We start from the raw sequence: 16,719 nt of genomic DNA, 5'->3' as shown, positions 1-16,719 counted from the left end.
CTGCGGGCGCGTATCAGGCCTTCAAGACCTTGTCCGGGTTCATGATGCCGGCGGGATCGAAGGCCTTCTTGATCCGCTGCATCAGCTCGATCTCGATCGGCTCGCGAATGCGCGCCAGTTCGTCGCGCTTCAGGCGGCCGATGCCGTGCTCGGCGGAAATCGAGCCGCCATGGGCGAGCACGATCGCGTGGACGATTGCGTTGACCTCGCCCCAGCGAGCTAGGAAGGCGGCCTTGTCGGCGCCTTCCGGCTGCGAGATGTTGTAGTGGATATTGCCGTCGCCGAGATGACCGAAGGCGCAGATGCGCGCGCCCGGCACGGCCGCCATCACTGCCGCATCCGCCTCGTGCAGGAAGGCGGGTACGGCGGAGACGGGCACCGAGACATCGTGCTTGATCGAGCCGCCCTCCGGCTTCTGCGCCTCCGACATGGTTTCGCGCATATGCCAGAGTTCGGCCATTTCGGCCTCGGACTTGGCGATCACGGCGTCTTCCATCAGCCCCTGCTCGAACGCCTCTTCCAGCAATGCCGTAATCATGGCGTCGGCAGATTCCTGGCTGTCAGAGGTCGAAACATCGATCAGCGTGTACCAGGGATAAGTCGCCGACAGCGGGTTACGCGCGCCCTCGGTATGCTTGACCGTGAAGGCGAAGGCCATCTCGGCCATGAGCTCGAAGCCGGTCAGCGCGGAGGCGCAACGATCTGCGGCGAGATTGAACAGCGCCAGCGCCTTTTCCGGGGAGGCGACCCCGGCAAAGGCCACCTGATGGCCTTTCGGGCGGGGGAACAGCTTCAGCACCGCGCCGGTGATGATGCCGAGCGTGCCTTCCGCGCCGATGAACAGGTCGCGCAAATCGTAGCCGGTGTTGTCCTTCTTCAGCGAGCGCAGGCCGTTCCAGATCTCGCCGGTGGGCAGCACGACTTCAAGGCCGAGGCAGAGATTGCGCATATTGCCATAGGCAAGCACGGCCGTGCCGCCGGCATTGGTCGCAAGATTGCCGCCGATGCGCGCCGAGCCTTCGGAGCCGAGCGACAGCGGAAACAGCCGGTCGTTGTCGGCCGCCGCCTTTTGCGCCTCGGCAAGGATCACGCCGCCATCGACCACCATGAAGTTGCCGGCTGCATCGATCTTGCGGATTGTGGTCATGCGCTCCAGTGAGAGCACGATGTCGCAGCCCTCTTCGCGCGGAACCGCGCCGCCGACATGGCCGGTGCGCCCGGAGGCGGGCACCACCGGGGTTTTCGTTTCGCTCGCAAGCTTCATGATCGCGGCGACCTCGGCGGTCGAGCCCGGCTTCAGCACAAGCGCCGTCGCGCCGTGGTAGAGCCCGCGGGTTTCGGTGAGATAGGGCGCGATGTCGTCGAGCTCGGTCAGGGCGTGGCTTGCGCCGACGATATCGGTAAAGCGAGCGATCAGGTCTTTCTCAGGGCCGGGCATTCAGTCGTAGTCCTTGGGGCGGGGGGCCGCGGCGCGGGCGAGCCGGTCGTTGATCGCCTCGCCGATGCCATCATGGGGAATGGGCGTCACGGCGATCGCGCTGGCGCCGCTCAGATCGGCCTGTTTCATCACGTCATAGAGCCGGCTTGCAGCCTCCGCGGTGTCTGCGGTCTTGGAGAGCTGCAGCGTGACATGGGCGGCCGCGGCATTGTCGATCTCGGGCGCGCCGAACATGATCAGCGCCTCGCCGGGTTCGACATGGGTGGCATTGAGGCGGACGGCGGCGTTCGGCGCGTAATGCGAGGTCATCATGCCGGGAGCTTCGATCGCACCGGGGCTGGCGGGCCGCGTCACCGAAAGTCCCGTCAGCCGTTCGACCGCCTCGGCAGGGATGCCGCCCGGCCTCAGAAGGGTGATGGTCTCGCCATCGACCTTGAGGATCGTTGATTCGACCCCGACGATCGCGGGCCCGGCATCGATGATCAGTTGCAACCGGTCGCCGAGATCGGCCTCCACATGATGCGCCGTGGTCGGGCTCAGCCGGCCGGAGCGGTTGGCGCTCGGGGCGGCAAGTGGGCGGCCGGTTTCGGCGATCAGCCGGCCGGCGAAGCCGCGCGGCACCCGGACGGCGACCGTGGAAAGCCCGGCGGTGGCTGCGGTTGCGATGCCCGCATCCGGCTTCAGCGGCAGCACCAGCGTCAGCGGACCCGGCCAGAAGGCCTCGGCAAGTTCGCGCGCAAGCGGCGAGAACGCGGCAAAGCGCTCCGCCATCGCAAGGTCGGCCATATGGCAGATCAGCGGATTGAAGGATGGCCGGTTCTTGGCGGCGTAGATTTTCGCGATCGCTTGGGCGTCGGTGGCGTCGCCGGCAAGGCCGTAGACGGTTTCGGTCGGGATCGCGACCAGCTCGCCCGCGACCAGCAACTGTCGGCCCTCCGTCAGCGCAAGCTCTTCTTCCCGGCTGATGTCGATGATCCGCGCCATGGTATTCCCGCCCTTCCTGTTCCATCATCGTTTAAAACAACCCAAACGCGGAACAAAGGATTTTCTAATGCGACGGATTTTCTCGGGCGGAATTTACGAGAAGAAGATCGGCTATTGCCGCGCCGTGGTCGCGGGCGGCTTCGTGCATGTGGCGGGCACCACTGCACAGGGCGCCGATATTCCGGCCGATGTGGAGGGCCAGTGCCGCTCGGCATTGGCGGCGATCGAAAAGGCGCTCGTAGAGGCCGGCTCGAGCTTTGCCGATGTCGTGCGGGTCACCTACTACCTGCCGCATGCGCCGGATTTCGAGGTCTGCTGGCCGCTGCTGGCGAAAACCTTCGGCGACAACCCGCCGGCGGCGACCATGATCGAATGCGGCCTGATCGACCCGAAATACCGGATCGAGATCGAAGTCACGGCGCTGGCGCGCGGGTGACGGGCAAAAGACGCGTGTCGTCTTTTCCGAAAGTCATGTCGTGAATGGAATGCATGCCGAAGGGCGCGGGTGATTAAATGAAAATTATTGCCCGTCTTCGCCCCGGAGGCCGCCATGACGATACGCCAGAAGATGCTGGAAGAGCTGAAGAACCGCCGCGACGGTTTCACGCTCGCCCGGCCGTTTTATACCGACCCGGATTATTTCCGCGTCGACATGGAGAATTTCTATTATCGCGACTGGCTGTTCGTCGCCCATGATTGCGAACTGCCGCGTCCGGGCAATTACCTGACGATCCAGATCGGCGATTATTCGGTGATCCTCACGCGCGGGCGCGACAAGCAAATCCGGGCGCTGCACAATTCCTGCCGCCATCGCGGCTCGCGCGTCTGCTCCGCGGAAAAGGGCACTACCGCCAAGCTCGTCTGTCCCTATCACCAGTGGACCTATGATCTCGACGGCTCGCTGCAATATGTCCGCCACATGGGCGAGGATTTCGACAAGGCGCAATTCGGGCTGAAGCCGGTGCATTGCGAGAGCATCGAGGGCTATATCTTCATCTGCCTCGCCGATGACGCGCCCGATATCGCGCCGCTGAGGGAGAAGATCACGCCCTATATCGCGCCGCATAACATCCGCGAGACCAAGGTCGCCTTCAAGAGCTCGATCGTCGAGAAGGGCAACTGGAAGCTCGTCTGGGAAAACAATCGCGAGTGCTATCACTGCGCCGCCAATCACCCGGAGCTTTGCCGCACCTATCCCGAGGCCGCCTCCGTCTCCGGCGTGCAGGGGATGATGGATGATCCGGAAATCCAGGCGCATTGGGCGCATTGCGAGGCGGCGGGGCTGGAGGCAAGGTTCTTCCTCAATCCCGATGGCCAGTTTCGCATTGCCCGCATGCCGTTGATCGCCGGCGCGGAAAGCTACACCATGTCGGGCCAGCGCGCGGTCAGGAAGCCGATGGGGCCAAAAACGGCTGCAGCCAGCATCGGCACGCTGCTTCTGTTTCATTACCCCACCACCTGGAACCATTTCCTGGGCGATCACGCGATTTCCTTCCGCGTGCTGCCGCTCGGGCCGGAGGAAACCGAGGTCACCACCACCTGGATGGTGCCGAAGGACGCGGTCGAGGGCATCGATTACGATCTCGAGGAACTCACCCATGTCTGGACCTTCACCAACGACCAGGACCGCCAGATCGTGGAAGAGAACGCGCGCGGCATCCGCTCGCCCGCCTATGAGCCCGGCCCCTATTGCGAAGAGGATGAGGGCGGCGTGATGCAGTTCGTCGAATGGTACGCGAACACTTCGATTTCGCGGCTTTCCGACACCGCCGCGCCGCTGTCGATCGTTGCCTGACATGATCAAGCCGCAGCCCTTCAAGCATATCGACGAGATGGTGCCGTGGAATGGCCGCGAGCATATGCTCGAATGCGTGGCCTGGACGCCGGAAGCGCCCGACGTGATGACCTTCACCTTCAAGGCGGAGCAGGAGAATATCTGGTTCCGCTATATGCCGGGCCAGTATATCACGCTGGAACTTCCTGTTGGTCCCGAGCCGATCCTCAGGACCTACACGATCTCCTCCAGCCCGACCCGTCCCTTTACCATCGCCGTGACGGTGAAGGCGCAGAAGGACAGCATCGGCACGCGCTGGATGTTCGAGAACCTGCATCCGGGCATGAAGCTGAAGGCGATCGGCCCGCTTGGGGACTTCTCCTATGTCACCAAGCCGGCGGAGAAATACCTGTTCATCTCGGCGGGCTCGGGGATCACGCCGATGATGTCGATGACGCGCGATCTCGGCGACCGCGATCCCGATACCGATATTGCCTTCATCCACTGCGCCCGCTCGCCCAACGACATCATCTTCCGCTGGGAGCTGGAGTACAAGGCGCGCTACATGCCGTTCTTCAATCTCGGCTTCATCGTCACCGAGCTGGAGCGCACCCAGCTCTGGTCCGGGCTGAAGGGCTTTATCGACCGCGCCAAGATCGCGCTCTTGGTGCCGGATTTTCTTGAGCGTCGGGTGTTCTGCTGCGGCCCGGATCCGTTCATGGCGACGGTCCGGGATTCGCTTGAAAGCTCCAGCTTCGACATGGAAAACAACTATTTCCAGGAGACCTTCAAGCCGGAAGCGCCGACGCCGGCGGTCTTTGTGGGCGAGAGCGCGGACGAGGACAGGCGGCTGGTGATCGAATTCGCCGATTCGGGCGTGCGCGCCGAGGTGCCGCCCGGCTTCACGATCCTGCAGACCGCCCGCAATGCCGGCGTCCGCATCCCCGCCGCCTGCGAGAGCGGCATCTGCGGCACCTGCCGCACCATGTGCAAATCCGGCAAGGTCGACATGCAGCACAATGGCGGCATTCTCGATGACGAGATCGAGGAGGGCTATATCCTCGCCTGCTGCTCCCGTCCGCTGACCGATGTCGAGGTGGAGGCCTGAGGATCAGACTTCGTCTGCCTCGAGGCTTTCTCTGATAAGCGCGACCAGCCGATCGCCGGCGGTTTCAAGCGCATCGGAGTTGTCGATCGTCACCACGTCGAAATCGCCGTGAACCGCCATGGTCGAGCGGGCGAGGCGGGCGGCAATCTGTTCGGCGCTTTCGCGGCCGCGCGCGGCAAGTCTCGCAGCAAGGATTTCAGGCCGGGCAGTGACGTTGACCACGGTGAGTCGGGCAAAGGCCGAGCGGAAATCATCGAGCGCCTTGCGCGAACCGTTGCAGAGCGCCACCCCGCCATTGGCGACGAAGGCGCGGTGTTCGGCCGGTATGCCGTAGTCCAGCCCATGGGCGGACCATGAAACCGCAAAGTCGCCCACAGCCTTTTTTGCCGCGAAGGCGTCCGGTGTCATGGTCTCGTGGATCTCGCTGTCGTGGTCGCTCGGCCGGGTGATTACGCGCCGCACCACGGCAAAGCGCGGATGGCTTCGAAGGACGGTAGCTGCGTAGTTGATCACGCTGTCCTTGCCCGCTCCGCTCGGGCCGACTACGACAATCATCCTGCCCGGCTCTGCCATCCGGTCAGGCCACCCGCTTGCCCGCCCGCCAGACCGCGCGTGTCACAGGCGCGCCGGCGGGGCGGTGGACGCGCACCAGATCGGCCCTCAGCCCCGGCGCGATCCGTCCGCGATCGTCGAGCTTCACGGCCCTCGCCGGCGTCGCCGTCACCATCTGGAGCGCGCGCGGCAGGCTGATCGTTTCGATCGTATCGGCGAGGATGAACGGAGCATAGAGCAGGCTGAAGGGCACGTAATCCGATGATAGCACATCGAGCACGCCGCGTTCGGCGAGATCGCGGGCGGCGATATTGCCGGAATGCGACTTGCCGCGCACCACATTGGGCGCGCCCATCAGCACCGACATTCCAGCCTTGTGCGAGGCGTTGGCGGCCTCGAGACTCGTCGGAAACTCGGCGACCGCAACGCCGTGGCCGATCGCCTCTTCCACATGGGCAAGCGTGGCGTCGTCGTGGCTGGCAATCGCGATGCCGCGGGCGGCGCAGTGTTCAGAAATCATCTGCCGGTGCCGCCCGGCATATTTTTCCGACTGGCCCTGACGCTCCGCGACGAAGGCGGCGAACGCCTCATCGGAAAGCCCGCGCTTCGGCTTGTAGAAAAGCTCGTATTGGGAAAGATCGGTGAACTGCCGCTGGCCGGGCGCATGGTCCATCAGCGATGTCAGCCTGACATGCGGATCATTCTCGAAGCCGGCGAAATGCTCCATGACGTTGGCTGCGGAAACTTCGCAGCGCAGATGCAGGAAATGCTGGGCCTTCAGCCGGTTCTCGCGCTCGGCCTGCTGGATCGCGTCGGCCATGTCGCGCATCTCGCCGAGATCGAAGCCGTCGGTATTATCGGAGCCCATGCGCAGGCAGTCGAAAACGGTGGTGATGCCCGACGCGATGATCTGGCCGTCATGGGCCTGGACGGCCGCGATCTTGTCCCAGCGCACACCGGGACGCGGCGCATAATGGCCTTCGAGGTGGTCGGTATGAAGCTCGATCAGCCCGGGGATCAGATAGTCGCCCTCCATGTCGTCGCCATGTCGGGTCGGGTGTCCCGAGATGTCAACGATTTCGCCGTCGCGCGCCAGGAGCGCGCCATGCACGATCTCGTCCTCAAGCACGATCCGCGCATTGGTGAAAACGGTTTCGGCGCTCATTCCTCGGTTTCTCCGGCCCCAGTCTCGCTCGTACCTGTCTCTTCGGCCCCGAAAAGCGTGGTTTGGCCGCCTGTCAGCGGCTGCCAGCGACGGATGACGAATGGCGCGCCGCGCCGCTCCTCCATGAACAGCCCGAGGCCGGAAATTTCAAGCGGCTTGCCGACAAAGGGGGCGAAATGATCCTCGATCGCGGTCTCGATCACATGCATGTCAGTGCCCGTCACCGGCCCCGTCAGCGTCATGTGGAAGCGGAAGTCATCGAAGACATATGGATAGCCCCAGCGCTCCAGATTGTCGCGCTCGGTCTCGCTCAGTTCCTCCGGCTTGCGCCGCGCGATCTCTTCATTGGCGAGCGGCGCGCGCATCGGCTCGAAATAGCGCACCACATCGGCGGCGAAATCCTGCAGCATCTGGCTTTCTCCAGCCGGAACAAGGGCGTGAAACTTGCCGAGCTTGCCGAGTTTCAGTTCGGGTATGTCGAACGGGCTGTGCTTGCGGCAGAACACGTCGAAGGCGGCCTCCAGCGCTGCCGGCGTGGCATTGTCGGCAAGCCGGAACGGCGCCTTCAGCGTGGCGTGGAAGCCGTAGCGGGCGGCCGCCGCCGTCACGGCGCTCATCCGGCCGGCGGCGAGCGCGATACTGTCTGGAAACGGCCGTTCCTCACCGGCAAAGGCGTCGTAGCCGAGCCAGCGGCTGGCGGCAATCGTCAAGGGATGGTCGATGGCGGGAGTGAAATAGATGGCGTAGCGCAAATCGTTTTCCTTGCCCGAAATGAAGGGAGGATGAGGAAAGTGCAGGGATTCGTCCGTCTTTGCAAGGCGTCCCGTCTTCTTCAATGCGCGGCCCGAGCGGAAGGTTCCGCCGGCGGCGATGTCACACGCGGTCAAAGCGATAATGGCAGCGGGTCGCTCCGGTTCCCCTCGCCAAGCGGGCGCTGCATGAACACGGTGTCCAACCATTTGTCGTGCTTGAAGCCGGTGCCCGTCAGCCGGCCGGCCTCGGTGAAGCCGAGCGCTGTATGAAGCGCGATCGAGGCCGGGCTGGCCCCGCCGATGACGGCGACCATCTGGCGGAAGCCGCGCTGTTCGCATTCCTCAATCAGCCGCGAAAGCAGGCTTTTGCCGACGCCCTTGCCGCGCGCTTCCGGAGAGAGATAGACCGAGTTTTCGACCAGCCAGCGATAGGCAGGCCGCGTGCGGAAGGCGCTGGCATAGGCATAGCCGATCACGCGGTCGCCCTCGATGGCGGCGAGATAGGGGTAATGGGCGGCGGTGATCGCGGTCATCCGCGCTTCCATTTCGTCCCGGCCCGGCGGCTCCAGCTCATAGCTCGCGACGCCGTTCAGCACGCATTCGGCATAGATTTCGGTGATCGCGGTAAGGTCGGCGGGTGCGGCAGGGCGGAGGGTTACGGTCATGGTCTCGGTCGCGGCGGTTGGAGGGATGCGATAACGATAATCCGCTTACCCTCCTCATGGAAGCGGGCATGAAAAAGGCGGCCCGAAAGCCGCCTTCAGACTGCTGACAAAGCGCCAAGCTTTGACCATCGTCTGTCATCGGCCCTTCGTTCTTGCGTCATGCTCGGACTTGATCCGAGCATCCAGGCAGTTACGCCACTGAATTTGCAAAGATTAATAGCAAGACTTTGCCGGGCGGCCTGGATCCTCGGGTCAAGCCCGAGGATGACCCGGAATGTGGGAGACGTTTATAAACAAGCAGAGGCGGCTCGAAAGCCGCCTCGATCACTATTCCATTATCAACCGGCTTAGTTCCGGTTGCCGAGCAGGCGCAGCAGGAACAGGAACATGTTGATGAAGTCGAGGTAGAGCGTCAGCGCGCCCATAACCGCCTTGCGGCCGGCAACTTCGTGGCCGTCGCCTTCATAATACATTTCCTTGATCTTCTGCGTGTCCCAAGCGGTCAGGCCGGCGAAGATCAGCACGCCGAGAACCGAGATCGCGAAGCCGAGCGCGCTCGACTGCAGGAAGATGTTGACGATCATGGCAATGATGATGCCGAACAGGCCGATCACCATGAACGAGCCCATCGCCGACAGATCACGCTTGGTGGTGTAGCCGTAAAGCGACAGCGCGCCAAACGAGGCCGCGGTGATGAAGAAGGTCTGGACGATGCTCTGGCCGGTATAAACCAGGAAGATCGTCGACAGCGAAATACCGGTCAGCCCGGCATAGACCCAGAACGCGGTCTGGGCGGCGGCGACGCTCATCTTGTTGATGCGGAACGCCAGGAAGAAGAAGGCGATCAGCGGGGCGAACATGACGAGCCACTTCAGCGGCGAGGCGTACATGACCTGACCGAACTGGGTAAGCTGAACCTGGCCGCTGGCATCGCCCGATACCGAGGCCGTGAAGATTCCAAAAGCCGCGATGCCGGTGATCACGAGGCCAAGAGCCATGAGATTGTAGACGCGCAGCATGTAGGCGCGCAGTCCCTGATCGATTTCAGCACTCGCCTGGGCTCCCGCCTGAGCGTGGTTCTGATAGTTGCGAAGATCAGCCATTGAGTTCCTCTAAAAAAGCCCCTCGTTGTTCACGGTGTCGGGCATCGCCGCAAAGGCGACAGCCCAGGCGCCGCTGGGGGGCTCCAGCAAGCCTGGCGATAATATGAGGGGAATGGCAACGCGATACAAGGCATATCCGTTTGGAATCCGTCGGCAAATCCTCAATTTTTCGTAAGAAACGCGCCGGCGGCCTGCAAAACCGCTATCGCAAGCACCATTTCTCCTGCAAAGCCCCTCCATCCGGCAATAATGCCGAACGCAATATAAGAGGATATTCATGCGCTATTTCATCGCCGTCATTCTGCCGTGGCTTTCGTTTTTCACCATCGGCAAACCGTTTTCGGGAATCATCTGCCTGATCCTTCAGATCACCCTGATCGGCTGGCCGGTCGCCGCGCTCTGGGCCCTGTTCGCCGTCCAGAACTACTGGGCCGACCGCCGCAACGCCGAACTGATGGACGCGCTCCGCCGCGACAAATAGTCCCGTTTCTCCAGGCCCTCAAAGCTCGCGCAGATAGAGCGCGGGCTTCTGGCCAAGGAGATGCCAGGTGCCGGCAAGGCCGATGGCGACGGTGACGATCACCGCGCCGATCACGGTCGCAAGCGCCACGGCCGGCAGCAGGGCGAAGGGCAGCATCATGATCTTCGTCAGCGCATACCATGCCGCGGCCGAACCGGCGGCAAGCGCGAAGACGCCGGTTGCAAGCCCCAGCAGCAGATATTCATAGACGAAGGCCCGGATCAGCGCCGGCCGGGTCGCGCCCAGCGTCTTCATCACCACCGCGTCATGGCCGCGCCGGCGGTTGCCGGCAGCCAGCGCGCCGGAAAGCACCAGCACCGAGGCGATCAGCGCGATGGCCGCCGCCGCCCGGATCGCGGTCGCAAGCTGGCTGACGAGATCGCCGGCAATTTCAAGGGCCGCTTTTACTTCGATCGTGGTGACGGTCGGGAAGGCGCGGGTGACGGCGCCCAGGATGTCAGCGTTCTTGGCGGTGTCGGAGCCCGGATCGGTGAGGGTGGCGAGCCAGGCATGCGGCGCGCCGGCGAAGGTGTTGGGTGAAAACACCATCACGAAATTGATCGACAGCGAATCCCATTCGACGTTGCGAAAATTGGCGATCGTCGCGGTGATATCGCGGCCGAGCACGCTGATGGTCACGATATCGCCGAGCTTGAGGCCGAGCTCCTGGCCTTCTTCGGCCGAGAACGACACCAGCGGATCGCCGCTGTAATCCTCCGGCCACCATTCGCCCTCGGCCAGCGTCGAGTTTTCCGGCAGGTCGGCGTCATAGGTGATACCGCGATCGCCTCTGAGCACCCATTTGGCATCTTCCGAAGGGGCTTCCCATTCGCTCGCCCGTGTGTCGTTGAGGCTCAGGATGCGGCCGCGCAGCATCGGCACCAGCGCCAGTTCGCCATCGGGCGCTTCCTCGTCGATCAGCGCCTTGAAGCCGTCGACCTCGCTGCCCTGGATATCGACGAAGAAGAAATCCGGCGCGCGTTCCGGCAGTGAGCGCGAAAGCTCGCGGTTGAGATTGCCGTCGATCAGCGCGAGGCCGACCAGGAGCGTGAGCCCGAGGCCGAGCGACAGCACGACCGAGCCCGTCAGCGCGCCGGGGCGGTGGATATTGCCGACCGCGAGCCTGAGCGACGGTGCATGCGGGCGCGGAGCCTTCGCGGCCAGCCATTTGATCGCGATCGCCACCAGCCGCAGCACCACGAAGGCGCCGGCGACGGAGGCAAGGAACACGGCCGCGACGAAGCGCTCCTCGGCGGTGAAGATCGCAAGTGCCGCAAGCAGAGCCAGCGTCACCCCGGTGGCCGCCAGGAACGGCCATGCCGGGCGGCCGCCCTCGTCGAAACTGTGTTCGCGCAGCAGCGCGGTCGCCGGCACGTTGCGGGCGGCGGCGAGCGGCAGGATCGCGAAGGCAAGTGCCGTCAGGATGCCGAACAGCGCCGCAAGCGCCAGCGCGAGAGGGAAGATGCCGGCGGGGATCGCGATTTCGAGCAGCGAGGAGAGCAGCGGCAGCGCAATCAGCGGTATGATGGCCCCGAAGACGAGGCCGATCGCAATCCCGATCAGCGCGACCAGCATGATCTGCAGGAAGTAGATCGCGACCACCATATCGGCCGGCGCGCCCATGCACTTAAAGGCGGCGATCGCGCGGCGGCGGCTCTCAAGATAGGCGCTGACGGCATTGGCGATCCCGACGCCGCCGGTGATCAGCGTGGCGAGGCCGACAAGCGTCAGGAATTCCGACAGCCGGTCGACATTCTCGCTGAGCGAGGGGGCGGCGCGGTCGCTGGTGCGGATCTGCCAGCCGGTATCCGGGAATTTTTCTTCCGCCTCGGTCTTTACCGTCTCCGGCGTTGTCGACGGATCGGCGAGCCGCACACGGTAGCCGTATTCGGCAAGGCTGCCGATCTGGACGAGGCCCGAGGCGTCGAGCGCGTCCCGGCTGATCAGGATGCGCGGGGCAAACGCAAAGCCTTCCGACAACGCGTCGGGCTCCTGAACCAGCGTGCCGGATACGGTGAGTTCGGCATTGCCGAGCAGAAGGCTGTCGCCGGGGGCAAGCCCCAGCCGTTCCGCCAGGAGCGGCGCGATCAGAACGCCGTATCGGCCATCGGTCTCTGCAAGCGCCTCGCGGACGGGCATGGCGGGCTCGGAAATGACTTCGCCATAGAGCGGATAGGCCCCGTCAACGGCCTTGATTTCCGCCAGAGACTGGTCGGAGCCATCCGGCAGCCGCGTCATCGATCGCATCGTCACCGATTGCGACATCGGTCCCAGGGCCTCGATCCAGGTGAGCGCATCGCCGGAAAGCGGCTCGTTGTCGCGTTCGAAGCGGATATCGGCGGCCAGAATCTCGCGGCCGCGTTCGGCAATCCCGGCATTGACGGCGTCGGACACCGAGTTGACGGCGGCGATCGCGGCCACGCCAAGCGCGATGCAGGCGAGAAAGATGTAGAAGCCCGAAAGCCCGCCGCGCATTTCGCGCAGCGCAAATTTCAGCGCGAGGAGAAGGTTGAGCCGGTTTTGCCTCATTGCGCGGCAAGCCCGGCGGGGGAAACGATCTCGCCGGAGCGGACATGGACCTGCCGGTCGCAGCGCGCGGCAAGCGTTGCGTCATGGGTCACCAGCACAAGCGTGGTGCCCATTTCGCGCTGGCGCGCAAACAGAAGATCGGCAATCTGCGCGCCGGTATCGCCATCGAGATTGCCGGTCGGCTCGTCGGCGATCAGCACCGCCGGTTCGGGGGCAAGCGCGCGGGCAATCGCTACCCGCTGCTGCTCGCCGCCGGAAAGCTGGCCCGGATAATGGCTGAGGCGATGGCCGAGGCCGACGCTCTCAAGGGCGGCGCGGGCGCGCTCGAAGGCGTCGCGCTTGCCGGCAAGCTCCAGCGGGATTGCGGCGTTTTCAAGCGCTGTCATGTTGGCGATCAGGTGGAAGGACTGGAACACGATGCCGATATTCTCGCCCCGAAAGGCGGCAAGCGCATCTTCCGAAAGGCCGGACAAAGGGGTGCCGAGAATGGTGATTTCGCCGCTGTCGAGCCGTTCGAGACCGGCGATCACCATCAAGAGCGTCGACTTGCCGGAGCCGGAGGGCCCGAGAATGCCGACGGATTCGCCTTTTCCGATATCAAGCGACATGCCTTTCAGCACATGAACGGCGGCGGTGCCCCTGCCTAGGGTCAGGTGGGCGTCTTCAAGTGCAATCAGATTTTCGGACAAATTCGCTTCCCGCTTTGAAATTCGACGCTTGGCTCAACACATAAAGGAATACGCAGCATCGGTCCCGATGGACCGGGTAGAAAACTGGATTTAGGAGTTCGACCATGCGATTAAAAGCGACAGCGCCGATTGTTTTTGCCGCTCTTGCGCTCTCCGGCGCCTCGGCAAGCGCCGAAACGCCGCTCGAAATCGTCGTGCTCGGCGACAGTCTGGTCGCCGGCTACGAACTCGCGCCCGGCGAGGATTACCCGTCAAAGCTTGAAACCGCGCTCAAGGAGGCCGGCTACGATGTCGCGATCACCAATGCCGGCGTTTCGGGCGATACCACCAGCGGCGGGCTGGCCCGGCTCGACTGGTCCGTGCCCGACAGCGCCAATGCCGTGATCCTGGAGCTTGGCGCCAACGATGCGCTGCGCGGCCTTTCGCCGGATCAGGCCGCCGAAAACCTGTCGACGATCATCAAGCGGCTTCAGGACCGCGAAATTCCGGTGATGCTGATGGGCATGATGGCGCCGCCGAACATGGGCGCCGATTATGGCGCGGACTTCAACGCGATCTACCCCGAACTCGCCAGTGAATACGGGCTGGAGCTCTATCCTTTCTTCCTCGATGGCGTCGCCACCCATGCCGAATATCAGCTTGCCGACGGCATGCATCCCAATGCGGCGGGCGTGGACGTGATGGTCGAAAACACCCTGCCCAGCGTCGAGGCCTTCATCCGGTCGATCAGGCCACAGAGCGGGGGACAATCAAATTAACGCTTGCCTCGCGGCGGGTTAAATGATTCGCTGAGGTTACGACTAGCAGATTCGGGGAGCTCGCCATGCCGAGAATTTTCACCGCCCTCGAAATCCCGCGCGAACAGGCGTTAAGTCTTTCGCTGTTGCGCGGCGGCCTGCCCGGGGCCCGCTGGATCGATGTGGAGAACTACCACATCACCTTGCGGTTCATCGGCGATGTCGACTTCCGCACCGCAGACGAGGTCGTCCACTGGCTTGACCGGATCGAGCGTCCGTCTTTTCGCCTCAGCCTCGCCGGAACCGGCCATTTCGGCTCCAAGAAGCCGCATTCGATCTGGGCCGGGGTGTCGCCCTCGCCAGGGCTTTTCGCGCTGCAGGCCGATATCGACCGCATCTGTCAGAGGCTCGGGGTGAAGGCCGATCCGCGCAAGTTCATGCCGCATGTCACGCTGGCGCGGCTGCGCGGCGCCAAGGTGTCCGATGTCGTCGATTACCTGGCCGCGCGCGGCAATTTCCAGACGCTGCCGTTCACGGTCGGGCGCTTCGTACTGATGTCGTCGCGCGATTCAGTCGGCGGCGGGCCCTACAAGGTCGAGGAGGCGTTCGATCTCTACGATCCGATGGATGCCTACAGCTTCGACAGCAGCGACTGGCAGCCCGCCAACAGCATGTGGTAGACGGTCTCGAACCCGTCTTCCTCATCGTAATAAGGGTCGGGGATCTCTTCGCGCCGGCCGAGCGCATAGTCGCTGAACAGCGCCACGGTCGCTTCCGGGTCGGGGCCGGCGAGGCGGTTCAGCGCCGTGACATTGTTGAAATCCATGCCGAGGATCAGCGAGAACCGGTTGAAATCCTGCCGGGTGATCTGGCGGGCGCGCTGATTTGCGATATCGAAGCCGTGGCGGATCGCCGTCGCCCGTGAGCGCGGATCGGGCAGCTCGCCCTGGTGCCAACTGCCGATGCCGGCGGAATCCAGCCTGAATTCGTCAAGCCGCCCGGCGTCTTTTGCAAGCTGGGCGAACAGGCCCTCGGCCAGCGGAGAGCGGCAGATATTGCCGCTGCAGACGAACAGGACGGCGTGTTTATGCGGTTGTGCCATGATGTTTACGCAATTTCATGAATGGTACTGTCGAAATGGAGGATGCCATGGATGACACCCGACTGGAACCTGAAGAACTGAGCACAGCGCTTGACGCGCGCGAGGGCTGGGCGCTTGCCGAAGACGAGACTGCGATCACCCGCGATTTCAAGTTCGCCGACTTTCGCGAGGCCTTCGCCTTCATGAGCGAATGCGCCCTTGCCGCCGAGCGGCTCGATCATCATCCCTCCTGGAACAATGTCTATAACAGGGTCGGCGTGTCGCTGACCACCCATTCCTCCGGCGGCGTTTCCGCCCGCGACATCGAAATGTCGAAGATCATGGATGCGGCGGCCCGGCGCTATGGCATTTGAGCGCATACGCCCTATATCGCCGGTAACAGGGAGTTTGTCATGAGCGATATCAAATATGGCGACATTCTTGAGCCGGGCGACGAGGAGACGCAGGCCGAAAACGAGCGGATCGTGCGCGAGGGCTTCTGGCGCAAGCTGACCCGCACGGCGGCGCGTATTCCCTTCGCCCGCGATGCTGTGGCCGCCTATTACTGCGCCACCGACCGCAACACGCCGCTCGGCGCGCGGGTGGTGCTTTATGCGGCGCTTGCCTATTTCATCATGCCCGCCGATCTCATCCCGGATATCTTCCTGTTCGTCGGCTTTACCGACGATCTGGCGGTGCTGACCACCGCGCTCACGATGATCCGCAGGAATATCGGCGAGGAGCATTATGAACGCGCGGATTCGGCGCTGACGGTGATGCGCGAGACCTGATTGGAATTCGATCCGCCCTCTGCCGCAATCTTGCCGTGATTGGCGGCATTTGTCGTGGCATAATCGTCAGGACGCACATGCGCGAGACCAGGCCGGAAACCGTTTCGGTGTTGAGATTTTGGTAACCTCGCTTGCGTATGTATTTGGACAAGTCTCAAAGTCGCGGGGCGCGCATCTTTATGGTGCCGCGACCGGCCCAAAGCAGAGAAAATCGGCAGGATCACATGTTTGCAAAAAGAATCGTCCTCGTACTGGTACTTCTATTCACCGGCGCCTCGATCGCTTCCGCGCAGACGCCGACGCCCATCCAGAAATTCGACGCATGGGTCGCCTATTCCTACCAGTCGGATGCCGGGAAGGTGTGTTACGCCCTTTCGGTGCCGGCCAAGAAGGAGCCGGCCAATGTCGATCACGGCGACAATTTCTTCGTCGTGACCAAATATCCGGGCCAGAACGTTTCGCTCGAACCGCAGGCGATGATGGGCTTCACCCTCAAGGAAGGCTCGACAATTGATGTCGTGGTCGATGGCAAGAGCTTCCCGATGTATCACAAGGGCAAGGGCGGCTGGCTTGAAAACGCCGCGCAGGAGCCGACGCTGGTGGCCGCCATGAAGGCCGGCCGCACCATGGAGGTGGACGCCACCTCCGCCCGCGGCACCAAGACGTCCCACACCTATTCCCTGATCGGCATCACCGCGGCGCTGAACAAGATCAGCACCTGCAACTGATCGCGCGCTGACTGACGCCAGAAACCCGGCTCCGGCCGGGTTTTTTGCATTTCGGCGGCAGACTTCGAGGAAATCATCAGTGGAATCGCCGGCGGCTTCCGGT

Annotated in this window: 19 protein-coding genes; 9 read left to right on the top strand and 10 right to left on the bottom strand. The window is 63.4% G+C overall.

Features of this window, described 5'->3' with window-relative positions:
- Window positions 1-13 precede the first annotated feature (13 nt).
- The gene (locus tag V6767_RS06825) at window positions 14-1,438 is read right to left on the bottom strand and encodes an FAD-binding oxidoreductase (protein WP_448472765.1); all 1,425 of its coding nucleotides are present in this window, start codon (window positions 1,436-1,438) and stop codon (window positions 14-16) included.
- On the bottom strand, window positions 1,439-2,422 hold the full coding sequence (locus V6767_RS06820; RefSeq protein ID WP_448472764.1) for an L-threonylcarbamoyladenylate synthase: 984 nt from the start codon (window positions 2,420-2,422) through the stop codon (window positions 1,439-1,441).
- A 67-nt stretch (window positions 2,423-2,489) separates the two neighbouring features.
- Between V6767_RS06820 and V6767_RS06815 the strand changes: the two genes are divergently transcribed.
- The 3 genes from V6767_RS06815 (at window position 2,490) to V6767_RS06805 (ending at window position 5,304) form a co-directional block, all read left to right on the top strand.
- Window positions 2,490-2,858 (top strand): RidA family protein, encoded by a 369-nt coding sequence (locus V6767_RS06815; protein ID WP_448472763.1) that lies wholly within the window; start codon window positions 2,490-2,492, stop codon window positions 2,856-2,858.
- Window positions 2,859-2,972: 114 nt separating this feature from the next.
- A complete protein-coding gene (locus V6767_RS06810; protein ID WP_448472762.1) occupies window positions 2,973-4,217 on the top strand; it encodes an aromatic ring-hydroxylating oxygenase subunit alpha in 1,245 nt (414 codons plus the stop codon).
- 1 nt (window position 4,218) lies between these two features.
- On the top strand, window positions 4,219-5,304 hold the full coding sequence (locus tag V6767_RS06805) for a 2Fe-2S iron-sulfur cluster-binding protein (RefSeq protein ID WP_448466327.1): 1,086 nt from the start codon (window positions 4,219-4,221) through the stop codon (window positions 5,302-5,304).
- Window positions 5,305-5,307: 3 nt separating this feature from the next.
- Here V6767_RS06805 and phnN read toward each other — a convergent pair whose 3' ends face one another.
- The 5 genes from phnN to V6767_RS06780 all read right to left on the bottom strand — a co-directional run bounded on the left by phnN (window position 5,308) and on the right by V6767_RS06780 (window position 9,541).
- Complete coding sequence (phnN, locus tag V6767_RS06800; RefSeq protein ID WP_448472761.1) at window positions 5,308-5,859, bottom strand: phosphonate metabolism protein/1,5-bisphosphokinase (PRPP-forming) PhnN; 552 nt, start codon at window positions 5,857-5,859, stop codon at window positions 5,308-5,310.
- Between the two features lie 22 nt (window positions 5,860-5,881).
- Window positions 5,882-7,021: an alpha-D-ribose 1-methylphosphonate 5-triphosphate diphosphatase gene (locus V6767_RS06795; protein WP_448472760.1), complete on the bottom strand. Its 1,140-nt coding sequence runs from the start codon at window positions 7,019-7,021 to the stop codon at window positions 5,882-5,884.
- Window positions 7,018-7,773: a DUF1045 domain-containing protein gene (locus V6767_RS06790; protein ID WP_448472759.1), complete on the bottom strand. Its 756-nt coding sequence runs from the start codon at window positions 7,771-7,773 to the stop codon at window positions 7,018-7,020. The genes V6767_RS06795 and V6767_RS06790 overlap by 4 nt, the downstream gene beginning before the upstream one ends.
- 131 nt (window positions 7,774-7,904) lie before the next feature.
- Entirely contained in the window at window positions 7,905-8,438 is a 534-nt protein-coding gene (locus tag V6767_RS06785; RefSeq protein ID WP_448472758.1) for an N-acetyltransferase family protein, read from the bottom strand.
- A 347-nt stretch (window positions 8,439-8,785) separates the two neighbouring features.
- Window positions 8,786-9,541 (bottom strand): Bax inhibitor-1/YccA family protein, encoded by a 756-nt coding sequence (locus V6767_RS06780; RefSeq protein WP_448430730.1) that lies wholly within the window; start codon window positions 9,539-9,541, stop codon window positions 8,786-8,788.
- A gap of 277 nt (window positions 9,542-9,818) precedes the next feature.
- Here V6767_RS06780 and V6767_RS06775 point away from each other — a divergent pair, with 277 nt between their 5' ends.
- Window positions 9,819-10,022, top strand: coding sequence for a YqaE/Pmp3 family membrane protein (locus V6767_RS06775; RefSeq protein WP_230721072.1), 204 nt, complete (start codon window positions 9,819-9,821; stop codon window positions 10,020-10,022).
- A gap of 18 nt (window positions 10,023-10,040) precedes the next feature.
- On the opposite strand, the gene V6767_RS06770 is transcribed toward V6767_RS06775, so the two are convergent.
- A complete protein-coding gene (locus V6767_RS06770) occupies window positions 10,041-12,590 on the bottom strand; it encodes an ABC transporter permease (RefSeq protein WP_448472757.1) in 2,550 nt (849 codons plus the stop codon).
- The gene (locus tag V6767_RS06765) at window positions 12,587-13,279 is read right to left on the bottom strand and encodes an ABC transporter ATP-binding protein (RefSeq protein ID WP_448472756.1); all 693 of its coding nucleotides are present in this window, start codon (window positions 13,277-13,279) and stop codon (window positions 12,587-12,589) included. The genes V6767_RS06770 and V6767_RS06765 overlap by 4 nt, the downstream gene beginning before the upstream one ends.
- Window positions 13,280-13,383: 104 nt before the next feature.
- Between V6767_RS06765 and V6767_RS06760 the strand changes: the two genes are divergently transcribed.
- Together V6767_RS06760 and thpR are read left to right on the top strand one after the other, a co-directional pair.
- Window positions 13,384-14,037, top strand: a complete 654-nt coding sequence (locus V6767_RS06760; protein WP_448472755.1) for an arylesterase — start codon at window positions 13,384-13,386, stop codon at window positions 14,035-14,037.
- Window positions 14,038-14,102: 65 nt separating this feature from the next.
- Window positions 14,103-14,696 carry an RNA 2',3'-cyclic phosphodiesterase gene (thpR, locus tag V6767_RS06755; RefSeq protein WP_448472754.1) on the top strand — a complete coding sequence of 198 codons (594 nt, stop codon included), beginning with the start codon at window positions 14,103-14,105 and terminating at the stop codon, window positions 14,694-14,696.
- Here thpR and V6767_RS06750 read toward each other — a convergent pair.
- On the bottom strand, window positions 14,648-15,118 hold the full coding sequence (locus V6767_RS06750; protein ID WP_448472753.1) for a low molecular weight protein-tyrosine-phosphatase: 471 nt from the start codon (window positions 15,116-15,118) through the stop codon (window positions 14,648-14,650). The two genes, thpR and V6767_RS06750, sit on opposite strands and share 49 nt — an antisense overlap.
- Window positions 15,119-15,165: 47 nt before the next feature.
- Here V6767_RS06750 and V6767_RS06745 point away from each other — a divergent pair, with 47 nt between their 5' ends.
- From V6767_RS06745 to V6767_RS06735, 3 genes are all read left to right on the top strand, one after another.
- Window positions 15,166-15,471, top strand: a complete 306-nt coding sequence (locus V6767_RS06745; protein ID WP_448472752.1) for a 4a-hydroxytetrahydrobiopterin dehydratase — start codon at window positions 15,166-15,168, stop codon at window positions 15,469-15,471.
- Between the two features lie 39 nt (window positions 15,472-15,510).
- A complete protein-coding gene (locus tag V6767_RS06740) occupies window positions 15,511-15,888 on the top strand; it encodes a YkvA family protein (RefSeq protein ID WP_448472751.1) in 378 nt (125 codons plus the stop codon).
- A gap of 224 nt (window positions 15,889-16,112) precedes the next feature.
- On the top strand, window positions 16,113-16,616 hold the full coding sequence (locus V6767_RS06735) for an invasion associated locus B family protein (protein ID WP_448472750.1): 504 nt from the start codon (window positions 16,113-16,115) through the stop codon (window positions 16,614-16,616).
- Window positions 16,617-16,719: the final 103 nt, after the last annotated feature.

This window comes from Martelella sp. FLE1502 (assembly GCF_053484255.1).
The sequence above is the reverse complement of the archived record's forward strand: the minus strand, read 5'-3'. Positions and strand labels throughout refer to the sequence as shown.

What these genes read in the sequence shown, in the direction of transcription:
- V6767_RS06810 (WP_448472762.1), top strand. Translation starts at nt 2,973, where the DNA reads ATGACGATACGCCAGAAGATGCTGGAAGAGCTGAAGAACCGCCGCGAC.
- V6767_RS06760 (WP_448472755.1), top strand. Translation starts at nt 13,384, where the DNA reads ATGCGATTAAAAGCGACAGCGCCGATTGTTTTTGCCGCTCTTGCGCTC.
- V6767_RS06795 (WP_448472760.1), bottom strand. Translation starts at nt 7,021, where the DNA reads ATGAGCGCCGAAACCGTTTTCACCAATGCGCGGATCGTGCTTGAGGAC.
- phnN (WP_448472761.1), bottom strand. Translation starts at nt 5,859, where the DNA reads ATGATTGTCGTAGTCGGCCCGAGCGGAGCGGGCAAGGACAGCGTGATC.
- V6767_RS06820 (WP_448472764.1), bottom strand. Translation starts at nt 2,422, where the DNA reads ATGGCGCGGATCATCGACATCAGCCGGGAAGAAGAGCTTGCGCTGACG.
- V6767_RS06775 (WP_230721072.1), top strand. Translation starts at nt 9,819, where the DNA reads ATGCGCTATTTCATCGCCGTCATTCTGCCGTGGCTTTCGTTTTTCACC.
- V6767_RS06750 (WP_448472753.1), bottom strand. Translation starts at nt 15,118, where the DNA reads ATGGCACAACCGCATAAACACGCCGTCCTGTTCGTCTGCAGCGGCAAT.
- V6767_RS06735 (WP_448472750.1), top strand. Translation starts at nt 16,113, where the DNA reads ATGTTTGCAAAAAGAATCGTCCTCGTACTGGTACTTCTATTCACCGGC.
- V6767_RS06825 (WP_448472765.1), bottom strand. Translation starts at nt 1,438, where the DNA reads ATGCCCGGCCCTGAGAAAGACCTGATCGCTCGCTTTACCGATATCGTC.
- V6767_RS06805 (WP_448466327.1), top strand. Translation starts at nt 4,219, where the DNA reads ATGATCAAGCCGCAGCCCTTCAAGCATATCGACGAGATGGTGCCGTGG.
- V6767_RS06770 (WP_448472757.1), bottom strand. Translation starts at nt 12,590, where the DNA reads ATGAGGCAAAACCGGCTCAACCTTCTCCTCGCGCTGAAATTTGCGCTG.
- V6767_RS06785 (WP_448472758.1), bottom strand. Translation starts at nt 8,438, where the DNA reads ATGACCGTAACCCTCCGCCCTGCCGCACCCGCCGACCTTACCGCGATC.
- thpR (WP_448472754.1), top strand. Translation starts at nt 14,103, where the DNA reads ATGCCGAGAATTTTCACCGCCCTCGAAATCCCGCGCGAACAGGCGTTA.
- V6767_RS06780 (WP_448430730.1), bottom strand. Translation starts at nt 9,541, where the DNA reads ATGGCTGATCTTCGCAACTATCAGAACCACGCTCAGGCGGGAGCCCAG.
- V6767_RS06740 (WP_448472751.1), top strand. Translation starts at nt 15,511, where the DNA reads ATGAGCGATATCAAATATGGCGACATTCTTGAGCCGGGCGACGAGGAG.
- V6767_RS06745 (WP_448472752.1), top strand. Translation starts at nt 15,166, where the DNA reads ATGGATGACACCCGACTGGAACCTGAAGAACTGAGCACAGCGCTTGAC.
- V6767_RS06815 (WP_448472763.1), top strand. Translation starts at nt 2,490, where the DNA reads ATGCGACGGATTTTCTCGGGCGGAATTTACGAGAAGAAGATCGGCTAT.